The 11,831-nt window shown below is 40.4% G+C and carries 9 protein-coding genes; all 9 read right to left on the reverse strand.

Annotation, left to right across the window (positions count from 1 at the left end):
* Positions 1-8 precede the first annotated feature (8 nt).
* Positions 9-578: a TetR/AcrR family transcriptional regulator gene (locus CC90_RS0107180; protein ID WP_031390115.1), complete on the reverse strand. Its 570-nt coding sequence runs from the start codon at positions 576-578 to the stop codon at positions 9-11.
* A 410-nt stretch (positions 579-988) separates the two neighbouring features.
* Positions 989-2,191, reverse strand: coding sequence for an AIPR family protein (locus CC90_RS0107185; RefSeq protein ID WP_051869319.1), 1,203 nt, complete (start codon positions 2,189-2,191; stop codon positions 989-991).
* Between the two features lie 357 nt (positions 2,192-2,548).
* Entirely contained in the window at positions 2,549-3,559 is a 1,011-nt protein-coding gene (locus CC90_RS0107190) for a GGGtGRT protein (RefSeq protein ID WP_031390117.1), read from the reverse strand.
* Between the two features lie 13 nt (positions 3,560-3,572).
* Entirely contained in the window at positions 3,573-4,265 is a 693-nt protein-coding gene (locus tag CC90_RS0107195) for an iron-sulfur cluster assembly scaffold protein (protein ID WP_031390118.1), read from the reverse strand.
* A gap of 128 nt (positions 4,266-4,393) precedes the next feature.
* Positions 4,394-5,062, reverse strand: coding sequence for an LbetaH domain-containing protein (locus tag CC90_RS0107200; RefSeq protein WP_031390119.1), 669 nt, complete (start codon positions 5,060-5,062; stop codon positions 4,394-4,396).
* Positions 5,063-5,179: 117 nt separating this feature from the next.
* Positions 5,180-7,243 carry a DNA topoisomerase gene (locus CC90_RS0107205; RefSeq protein WP_031390120.1) on the reverse strand — a complete coding sequence of 688 codons (2,064 nt, stop codon included), beginning with the start codon at positions 7,241-7,243 and terminating at the stop codon, positions 5,180-5,182.
* 73 nt (positions 7,244-7,316) lie between these two features.
* A complete protein-coding gene (locus CC90_RS0107210) occupies positions 7,317-9,038 on the reverse strand; it encodes a putative bifunctional diguanylate cyclase/phosphodiesterase (RefSeq protein WP_051869320.1) in 1,722 nt (573 codons plus the stop codon).
* A gap of 142 nt (positions 9,039-9,180) precedes the next feature.
* A complete protein-coding gene (asd, locus tag CC90_RS0107215) occupies positions 9,181-10,266 on the reverse strand; it encodes an aspartate-semialdehyde dehydrogenase (RefSeq protein WP_031390122.1) in 1,086 nt (361 codons plus the stop codon).
* A gap of 61 nt (positions 10,267-10,327) precedes the next feature.
* Positions 10,328-11,734, reverse strand: a complete 1,407-nt coding sequence (gene argH / locus CC90_RS0107220; RefSeq protein ID WP_031390123.1) for an argininosuccinate lyase — start codon at positions 11,732-11,734, stop codon at positions 10,328-10,330.
* Between the last annotated feature and the right edge of the window lie 97 nt (positions 11,735-11,831).

Here is an 11,831-nt window from a genome sequence, read left to right on the forward strand (position 1 = left end):
TTCCCTTCTTAAATATTCTCTATTAAATCTTTTATATAAATTGTAATCAAATCATCAAGCATAACGTCCTGGGGTACCAGCTTTTCATACATCTCAGACCATAAAACCGGGTGAGCCAAGGAAGAAAAGTAGCGAATAGCCTTTACCATGAGATCCACATCAGAGACCTCCGGCTTCAGTGATTTTATAATATGTTTTATAGCATTGAATTGAAGATTTATTCTGTCCTTGGTATCCTCATCCATCCCAAAATTCATCAAACTATTCTGTTCTGTTCTTAATACTCCAATAGATTCAAAATAATAATCCATAATTTTTTTGGAGTACTCTTCCGCCTTTTCAACTGTTAATTGATCCTCTTCTAAAATATTCTTATAAATTTGACATAACTTCATCCAATAATGTTTATTAGCTTGCACTATCAAATTTTCCTTATTTCCAAAATGATAATTGATAGCCGCCGAATTAGTCCCTGCTTCTTTGGCAATTTCACGTATGGATATTTTATCCGCCGGTTTTTGGCTGATTAACTTTATAACTGCCTCTAATAATTTATTTCTTACTTCTTGATTAGACATAGATATGTACTCCTTTGGGCTGTTTTATGTTATACAATTATTGGTTTTCTATATCTTTTAAAACAAATGATTTAATCATTAAATTTAATCACTTGATTATCATAACATGAATGACAATATATGTCAATTATCCAGCATCCATAGACCACAGCATCTGCAGAACATATTATTGGGATATAATCAGCATAGTCCGTGTCTTATCAATATTCTACAAATATCTTATAAGCTTTCTCTATGTCTCTTACAAACGAAATAGGGTTCCCCAAGCCAAACTACGACTTGAGAAACCCTATAAAATGAACTATTTAATTAGAACTTACCTGCTGTAGCAGCTTCTTCAATCGAAACAGTGAACCTTGATTTTCTATTGAAAAATCGTGATTTGTGTATTATTTATTGTTTACCTACACCTATTTCATATAGCCATAAATAAATACTTCTTTAAATAAATTACTCCATAAATTAGTATTTTTTGCAAGTATATCTGGATTTTCAGTTTTTTCATCCAAAATTGTAGTAACAAGTTTCGATCCAATTTCGTTCCAAACTCTAATTGGGTCACATTGCCAATAATATGTTCCATCATCATTAATTTTAACTAATGCACGAAATGCACCAACTATAGGATACATTAAACCTTTTGGTATTATATATTTTAGGTCTTTTTCTCCTAAGAATGATTTACCTACAATATTATTGTCTTCAAATCTAGAATATTTTCTTGTACCATATCTTTTTCCAGATTTGTTTGAAACGTTAGCAAAAGTTATTTCTATTTCTTCCCAAAGTTCAAATATTTGTGGAATTATAGGTCTCATGTTATTAATCATTAATTCCCGTTTTATTTTCTGGTCTTCTTCCTTACCACCGCCCATGTAAAGAAACTTTCTTAAGCTTGCTTCTTTTCCTGAATAGCATTGAATAGGTTGAGACTCAGACAAGTCACCTTGTCCATTTCTATAAGGATATACTTCTTGACTGAACATTAATAAAATAGCTATTAATTCTCTTATATCAATAGTTGATATACCTTCAACATTATAATGCTCATTCATTTTATATTGAATCCTATTGGAAAAACTTAAATCTTTAAAAACATTTTTTAATACCTCAAAACTATTTTCTAATTCTGCTATGGATTTTAAATCTACTTGAACAGATGTATTTCTTGCAGCTGCTAATTCAACTGGAGTTTCTAATCCTTCAAAAATTTCCATGAAAACATATCTATCATTAGGTAAAGTATTACTATTTTTTGCTTCTAATATTGCACGCAAAGTATGTCCACCATCAATGTTTCCATGTTTTTCTGGGTCATCCATGCTAACTATTAATTCATTACTTCCATTTTTCCATTCAACCGATTTTGCTGATAACAATATTCCACGATTTAATTCATGAAACGAACTATTCTCTGTAAGACTGTTTTTAATTTTTTGTGCAACATTGGTAGACATTTTTTGTTCTCTAGGATTAGTACTCATCCAATTATCAATCTCTTGCGGTATTGTATTTGCCTGAACATAACAAACATATTTAATATGTTTGCTAGTCTTATCACAAGGATCGATCATTTTTTTAAATTCTTTTGCTTTTAAATGTAATTCATTCATATCCACATCTCCTATAATAAAAAAATTCTGTTAATTTGCAGACGCAAAATTACAGAATATTAATTGCAAAAAATAATATTGTAATCCACATCTACAAAAAGATACTGGTATCTAATAGAAACATTTTTCTATAGACAAGTTTATTATATAATATATAGAAATAATTGTAAATAGTTTATTAGAAAATTTTAATAAAACAAGAAACTTCAAAAAAATTTGAAGTTTCTTGTGTATTACTTGTGTGTATTACTAGTATATTACCCGTGTTTTACACTTAATTTTTTAATGTTTATACCTTAGTAGCAACCAGTTCTTCCATTCATAGAGTTCCGAAAAAGGTTGATTTTTCTTTAATACCTAGAATTTCCCAGCGTTAGCACTTTCTTCAATGGAAACCGCAACCGCAACCGTCATACCAACCATCGGGTTGTTACCTGCTCCGATAAGACCCATCATTTCTACGTGAGCCGGTACGGAAGAGGAACCTGCGAACTGCGCGTCAGAATGCATACGTCCCATCGTATCAGTCATACCATAGGAAGCAGGACCTGCCGCCATGTTGTCCGGGTGAAGGGTACGTCCTGTACCGCCGCCGGATGCAACGGAGAAGTATTTCTTACCCTGTTCCATACATTCTTTTTTGTATGTACCTGCAACCGGGTGCTGGAATCTTGTCGGGTTTGTTGAGTTACCTGTAATGGAAACGTCAACACCTTCTTTGTGCATGATAGCAACGCCTTCGCATACATCGTTAGCGCCATAGCAGTTAACCTTCGCACGAAGTCCTTCGGAATAAGATTTTCTATATACTTCCTTTACCGTATTGGTGTAAGGATCATACTCTGTTTCAACAAAGGTAAAGCCGTTAATTCTGGAGATGACCTGAGCGGCATCTTTTCCAAGTCCGTTAAGAATAACTCTTAAGGGGTTCTTACGTACTTTGTTAGCCTTTTCAGCGATACCGATAGCTCCTTCTGCCGCTGCGAAGGACTCATGTCCTGCGAGGAAGCAGAAGCACTCTGTTTCTTCTTCCAATAACATTTTTCCTAAATTACCGTGACCAATGCCTACCACGCGGGTATCAGCAACGGAACCGGGGATACAGAAAGCCTGAAGGCCTTCACCGACTGCTGCAGCAGCATCTGCCGCTTTTCTGCAATCCTTTTTGATTGCGATTGCAGCACCTACAATGTAAGCCCAGCAAGCGTTCTCAAAGCAAATAGGCTGAATGCCCTTTACTTGTTCGTATACATTAAGACCTGCGTCTTTTGTTATTTTTTCTGCTTCTTCGATAGAAGAGATTCCATAGCCGTTCAATACGGAATTAATCTTATCAATTCTTCTTTCATATGATTCAAATAATGCCATTTTTTATGTCCTCCTATTCTTCTCTCGGATCGATAATCTTAACAGCATCAGCAACACGTCCATACTGACCTTTTGATTTTTCCCAAGCTGTGTTCGGATCATCGCCCTTTTTGATGAAATCTGTCATTTTGCCAAGGCTTACAAACTGATAACCGATAATCTGGTCTTCCGCATCGAGCGCGATGCCCGTTACGTAGCCTTCAGCCATTTCAAGATAACGAGGACCTTTGTTTAAAGTACCGTACATAGTACCAACCTGACTTCTAAGTCCTTTTCCTAAGTCTTCAAGACCTGCACCAACCGGAAGTCCGTCTTCTGAAAATGCGCTCTGGGTTCTTCCGTAAACGATCTGTAAGAATAATTCTCTCATAGCAGTGTTGATAGCATCGCATACAAGGTCCGTATTCAACGCTTCCATAACTGTTCTTCCCGGTAAAATTTCAGCCGCCATAGCTGCGGAGTGAGTCATTCCTGAACATCCGATAGTCTCTATCAGAGCTTCCTGAACGATACCTTCCTTAACATTAAGCGTGAGCTTGCAAGCGCCCTGCTGAGGAGCACACCAGCCTACACCGTGTGTCAAACCGGAAATATCTTTTACATCTTTCGCCTTAACCCATTTTGCTTCTTCTGGGATAGGAGCACAGCCGTGATTTACGCCTTGTGCTACCGTACACATTTCTTCAACTTCCTTTGAATAAATCATGTGAAAACTCCTTTCAATATGTAACTCGTGAATATTTTTTTCATAATCGCAACTACTATTCTCGCACACTTTCTACAAAAAATCCAGTATATTTTCAAATAACGCCATATTTTTTAAATTCAGATTTTTTATATATTCCTTATGACAACTTCGCCCTTATCTTTATAAATGCTATCCGGCGGTATATATCCTCTCACAGAGGAGGTGGGATATACGCTGGAATTTTTCCCGATGACCGTTCCCGGATTCAGAACCGAATTACAGCCTACTTCTACCATATCCCCTAACATCGCCCCGAATTTCTTAAGGCCGGTCTCAACGTCGCCGGTCTCGGATTTTGCCACCACCAGCGTCTTGTCACTTTTTACATTGGAAGTGATGGATCCTGCTCCCATATGGGCCTTGAATCCAAGTACGCTGTCGCCCACATAATTGTAGTGAGGTACCTGAACCTTATTAAAAAGAATAACATTTTTCAGTTCCGTAGAATTACCTACCACCGCACCTTTGCCTACGATAGCGTTTCCTCTGATAAACGCGCAATGACGCACCTCAGCATCCTCGTCAATAATTGCCGGTCCGTCAATGTAGACGCTCGGAAATACAGTCGCGGATTTTGCAATCCAGACATTTTCTCCCCTTTTCTCATATTTATCCTCGGGCAGGGAATTTCCCAGCTTCACGATAAAATCTTTAATTTTGGGCAATACCTCCCACGGATAAGTAACTCCTTCGAAAATATCCGCTGCAATCGTCTCCGAAAGCGTATATAGATTTTCGATTTTAAATTGTTCCATGGCTTTTCCTCCTCTTTTCTTCTTTATTAAGGCAAAACTCTTTTTACCTTATGAACTCTTTTTTACCTTATGAACTCTTTTTTACCTTTTAAAACTTGATTTCCCTTGTGCGTCAAACTACTTTTTATAGTTCTTCGCGGCCATATCGAACTGCATATAAAGTGTGGACTGATTTTCCATCTGCTTTACGCTGTTCGTCCTTCGTGTTACGAAATCATCCAGCTTGCGCATGTATTCATCTTCCGTAATACTTCCTTCTGCCACAAGGGTCAGCCCCTTTTCCCAGCTCGCGGTAAGGGCCGGATCCAGCAGCGGCCTTATGGAGCCCGCCACCACATCATATATCATCTCACCCATAAGGGCAGGAGTGATAATCTGGGTCTTTTTATTTAAGGACAAATATTCGATATTTACCAGTTTCTTCAGTATCTCGGCCCGCGTAGCGGAGGTGCCGATGCCGCTCCCCTTCATCTGCGCGCGCAGTTCCTCATCTTCGATGAATTGTCCGGCATTTTCCATAGTTAATATCATCGTCCCTGAGTTATAGCGTTTGGGCGGGGATGTTTCCCCTTCCTTGATTTCAAAGCCTTTTAAGGACAACTCATCCCCTTTTTTCAGCCGTTTCAGCATCTCCATGAATTCGGGATCCTTGGTATCGTTTCCGTTTCCTTCCTCTTGGCCTTCTCCATCTTCCGCGCCTGCCTCTTTAGCTTCTGTCTCCTTGCTCTCCGGGGCCTTGTTGCTTTCTTCCTTCTTTTTTGCAAAAGAGAATTCCGTCGCCTTTAAATACCCCGGATCCACTAAAACCTTAAAGCTTGCAAAAAATTTCTCCTCTTTCATTCCTATGGTCAAAGCGATCTTCTGATACACCGCCGCAGGAAAAAAGATGCAGAGAAAACGTCTGACAATGATTTCATAAACCTTCGCCGCTGTAGAGCTTAAGCTTCCCAGGTTTCCAAGCCCCTGCCCGGTGGGAATGATGGCATAATGGTCTGTAATTTGCTTATCGTTCACATATCTGGTCTTGGCAATATTCTTATAAGTACCCTTTTGAAGCACTTCTTCTACAAACGCCGCCGTCTGGGAATAGCCCTTGAGCCCGCTTATATTCTTGGATATCTCCTTTGCTACCGCAGTTGACAATACTCTGGCATCCGTTCTCGGATAGGTGGTCATCTTCTTTTCGTATAACTCCTGCACGATACGCAACGTTTCATCGGGGCTGATTTTGAAGTATTTGGAGCAGTCGTTCTGAAGCTCTGCCAAGTTATACAAAAGCGGAGGATTTTTTGTCTCTTTCTTCTTCTCCACCGATTCTATCACCGGTACTGCCCCGGGAGCTTCTTCCAGTGCGTCGATAAGCTCCTGGGCGGTCTTTTTTTCTTTAAATCCATTTTCCTTATAAAGAAGCGGGGAATTATAATATTTCGTCCCTTCGACCGCTTTCCACTCGCATTCAAAGCACTTTTCTTCCGTCTCCACTCCGGCAATTACCCTGTAAAAGGAGGTCTTTACAAAGTTTCGAATTTCCCGTTCTCTGTTAACCACCATGCCGAGAACGCAGGTCATGACCCTTCCTACCGAAACCACTGCCTTATCCGTTTTCAGATAGGACTTGATGGAATTGCTGTATTTCAAAGTGAGCACCCGGGAAAAATTAATTCCCATGAGGTAATCCTCCTTCGCACGAAGGTAGGCGGCGGAGCAAAGATTATCATAGGAAGACAAGTCCTTTGCCTCCCGTATGCCGCGCAATATTTCCTCTTCTGTCTGGGAATCGATCCACACGCGCTTCCTTTGTTTGCCGCTCACGCCTGCCTGCTTCTCCACCAGACGATATATGTATTCTCCTTCCCGTCCGGAGTCAGTGCAGACATAAATGGTGTCCACCTCCGCACGGTTCAAAAGTCCGCTTACGATTGTAAATTGCTTCTTTACATTTTCAATGACTTCGTACTTAAACTCTTCAGGAATAAAAGGCAGGGTAGCCAAAGACCATCTCTTGTATTTCTCGTCATAAACCTCTGGATAGCTCATAGTCACTAAATGACCCACGCACCATGTTACGATAGCTTCTTCCGATTCCATATAGCCGTCTTTGTTGCTCATATTCAATTTTAACGCTTTCGCGAACTCTCTCGCCACGCTGGGCTTTTCCGCAATATATAAACTTTTTCCCATGAAATATTAAAAACTATCCTCTCTTGCAACAAGCCCTTGCCATAAAAATGACAGGGCTTGCTATAAACAATTTTTATACCACAGCTTGCTTCAGTAATTCCTCCACCTCGTCGGAGGGCATCGGTTTTCCTAAAAAGAATCCTTGAATGTTGTCACATTCTATAGACTTCAAATATTCAAACTGCTCCTTTGTCTCCACACCTTCAGCCACCGTTTCGAAGCCCAGCTTCTTGACCATATAAATAATAGATTCCGTGATTATTTTCGTATTGTCATCAGAAACAACAGTATCAATAAACGACTTATCTATTTTCAACGTATCGATAGGCAACCCCTTTAAATAAGAAAGAGAAGAATACCCCGTTCCGAAATCATCCAAGGAAATGCGAATTCCATAGCTCCTTAAGGTCACAAGCTTGTTCGTAATCTCTCCGAAATCGTCAATCAACACGCTCTCGGTAATCTCCAGCTCCACCTCCGTAGGCTTCACCTCGTATTTTTTCAAAATCTTCATCAATTTACTTACAAAATCTAACTTTCTGTACTGAATCGCTGATATATTTAAGGACAGAATCAAATCTGACTTATATTTCTTCTTCCACTGCGAATAAATGCGAATGCTCTCTTCGATTACCCAAGTGCCTATGGGAATGATTGTCCCGTTTTTCTCCGCAATCGGTATAAATACGGAAGGACTTATCATATGTCCGTCATCGTCTTTCCAGCGGATCAATGCCTCCACGCCCCGAAGTTTCCTGTCCTGAGCATGGTACTGAGGTTGGAAATACATCATGAAATTCTGGCTGAAGGCAGCCTCCTTCAACTTATTTTCAATGGTCACATTCTGCAAAAAATCGTTTAATATGGGAACATCAAAATATTGTATCGAATCCTTACCCTTGCTCTTGGCTTTAAACATTACGATTTCCGCACAGTTGATGAGCTCTAACGTAGTCTTTGCCGCTTCGGGATATTCCGCAACTCCCATGCTCACCGTAATGTTCACTTCCATTCCATTACTAAGAAGAAAGGGTTTCTGCAGCCGCTCGTGTATCATACGGAAAATATGTTCTACACTTCTGGCTCCACAAGGATCGTAAATGGCAATACAATAAATGTCACTGTTAAAATGAGACACGATTACATTATTATTCTTAATACTAGACAAAAACTGCCCGAACTGCTGAACGATTTCATCACCTATCACAATTCCCAAGCCATCGTTAATCTTTCGGAAATCGTCGATATCTATGAACATGACCGCCACTGAGGCGCGTTCCTCTTCCGCTTTTCTTACATAATCCCCCAAAAGGAGTATGAAATAATTCCGATTATATAATCCGGTCAATACGTCGTAGTACGCCATGTACGTCAATTCTTCATTTTGATTTTTGAACTTCGTAATGTTTTTAAACCGGATTACTTTTTCCTTAGCGTTCTCGTTCTCGTCATAAGTGACCGCCGTCTCACATTCCACCCAGATACCGTCTTTCATGCGGATCACTGCGCTATCACTTTTTCGCCCTTTTTTTTCAATAAATAAGAGCTCTCTAAGCTGAAGAACATATTTGTCCTCTATAAAATCATAAATTCCTGAAATATCCCTTATTTCTTGAATGTTTACCTTAAAGAAAAATTTCCAATTACCAAACGTCCTTATAATATCGTCCTCGAAGTTGTAGTATAAAAACGCGCTGCTCGATGTATTACAGAGCATTTGAAACATTTTCTCATCGACGCTTAATTTCTGATTCATCGCATTAAGCAGTTCAAATTGATACTGTAATTCATCCATTTGCCGTCACCCTTCTCAATACATTTTTCTCCTATCTTCTATATTGATCACTTCATTACTAAAGATAGCTATACCCCGTATTTATCATATTTCCCACAAAATATGATAAATATTTATCCTTTCTCTTATTTTTTTGTAATTATTATTTTTTTGTAATATACCCCTGGGCCTTCAAAAGCTCTGCGCAAAGCACCGCCCCACCGGCAGCTCCGCGAACCGTATTGTGTGATAATCCCACAAATTTCCAATCGTATACGTTATCCTCTCTTAAACGTCCTACGCTCACGCCCATTCCCTTCTCATAATCCACATCCATATTCACCTGAGGGCGGTTATCCTCCTCCAGATATTGGATAAACTGCTTAGGTGCGCTGGGAAGCTCAAGTTCCTGAGGCACCCCTTTGAAGTTAACAAGCTTCTCGACAAGCTGCTCCTTGGTAGCCTTTTTCTTAAGCTTTACGAAAACAGCCGCCGTATGTCCGTTTAAAACGGGAACACGAATACACTGGCAGGTAATGACCGGTGAAGCTGCTGGAACGATTTCTCCATCCTGGATTTCTCCCCAAATTCTAAGGGGTTCTTTTTCACTCTTTTCTTCTTCTCCCCCGATGTAAGGAATAATGTTGCCTTCCATCTCAGGCCAATCCTTGAACGTCTTGCCAGCCCCGGAAATCGCCTGATAAGTGGTGGCAACCACCTCGTAAGGCTCGAACTCCTTCCATGCGGTAAGCACAGGCGCATAACTTTGAATGGAACAGTTAGGCTTTACTGCAATAAAGCCTCTCGTCGTGCCAAGTCTCTTCTTCTGAAAATCGATGACTTTCATGTGTTCCGGATTAATTTCCGGCACTACCATAGGAACATCGGGAGTCCATCTGTGAGCACTGTTGTTGGAAACTACAGGGGTCTCCGTCTTCGCATATTCTTCTTCAATTTTTTTGATTTCGTCTTTCGTCATATCCACGGCACTGAACACGAAGTCTACTCCCGCCGCAACCTTTTCTACTTCGGTTACGTTCATTACAACAATATTTTTTACAGCCTCCGGCATAGGTGTAGCCATTTTCCATCTGTCACCTACCGCCTCTGCATAAGTTTTTCCTTCCGATCTTGGGCTTGCTGCAATTACCGTCACCTCAAACCATGGATGGTTCTCCAACAAAGAGATAAATCTCTGCCCTACCATACCGGTTCCGCCTAAAATACCTACTTTTAACCTATCGCTCATTTTTCATTCTCCTCATCTTTCTATATTAATAATTTTATATTTTCCAGTTTTATATTATATATTATGAATTGCCTCTTGTCTCTTGCATCCAACTGTTTTTCAAAAATTCCCGGTTGATATCGATAACCTCTTTCATTGCGCTTTGTCCCGGAGCACCGATCGTCAGACGCTTTTCTACGCATGTCTTTAAGCTTACCGCGTCGAAAACATCCTCCTCAAATACCGGGCTGATTTCTTTCAGCTCCTCTATACTGAGCGCATCGATGCAGGTGTTCTTATCTATGCAGTAAAGCACCAGCCTGCCTACGATTTCATGGGCATCCCTGAAGGGCACTCCCATACCTACCAGATAATCCGCCGCGTCCGTCGCATTGGTAAAGCCGTTCATCGCACTGACTGCCATGACCTCCTCGTTAAATTTTATTGTCCTTAACATTCCATTAAACAAAGCAAGGCAGCCTTTCACCGTATCGATGGCATCAAAGGTCAGTTCCTTATCCTCCTGCATATCCTTATTATAGGCAAGCGGTATCCCCTTCATCACCGTCAATATGGACATCAACGCACCGTATACCCTACCGGTCTTCCCTCTTACTAATTCCGCAATATCCGGATTTTTCTTCTGGGGCATGATACTGCTTCCCGTAGAATATGCATCATCTATCTCAACAAAATGGTATTCGTTTGAATTCCAAATAATAATTTCTTCACAAAAGCGGCTAAGATGCATCATAATAGTGGACAATGCGGATAAAAATTCAATCACATAATCTCTGTCCGAAACAGAATCCATGCTGTTGAATGTCGGCCCTTCAAAACCCATCAGAGCCGCCGTATACCCTCTGTCCAGAGGATAGGTGGTCCCCGCCAGGGCTCCTGCTCCCAGCGGACAGTAATTCATCCTTGCATAAATATCCCTGAGCCTTAGGCTGTCCCGCTTAAACATCTCAAAATATGCTCCCATATGATGTGCCAGCGTAATCGGCTGCGCTTTTTGCAAATGGGTAAATCCCGGCATATAGGTGTTCAGGTTATTTTCCATAATAATAAGTAAGGTAAAAAGAAGCTCCTGAAGCTCCTCTGCCACATGCAGAACCTCCGCTCTCGTATACAGCTTCATATCTAATGCCACCTGATCATTGCGGCTTCTTCCCGTATGCAGTTTCTTTCCTGCGTCTCCTATCCGGTCTATCAGATTAGCTTCCACAAAACTGTGGATATCCTCGTATTCCTCCGTAATAATAAGCTTTCCGCTCTTTACATCTTCCCGGATGCCGGTAAGACCTTTTACAATGGCATTTTTCTCTTCTTCGGTGAGAATGTTCTGCTTTTCCAGCATTACTACATGAGCAATGCTTCCTTCTATATCTTCTTCAAAGAATTTTCTGTCGAAAGAAATGGATGCATTGAAATTATATACAAGCTTATCTGTCTCCTTCGTAAAACGTCCGCCCCAAAGCTGTGCCATGGTATTCTCCTCCACAATATCTAAACCTTGTTTTTGATACTAACATATTTCACCACGTTTTTCAATCTTTTCTGCTTCTGCCCCTGCATAAAAATTA

This window comes from Kineothrix alysoides (assembly GCF_000732725.1).
GTDB lineage: Bacteria > Bacillota > Clostridia > Lachnospirales > Lachnospiraceae > Kineothrix > Kineothrix alysoides.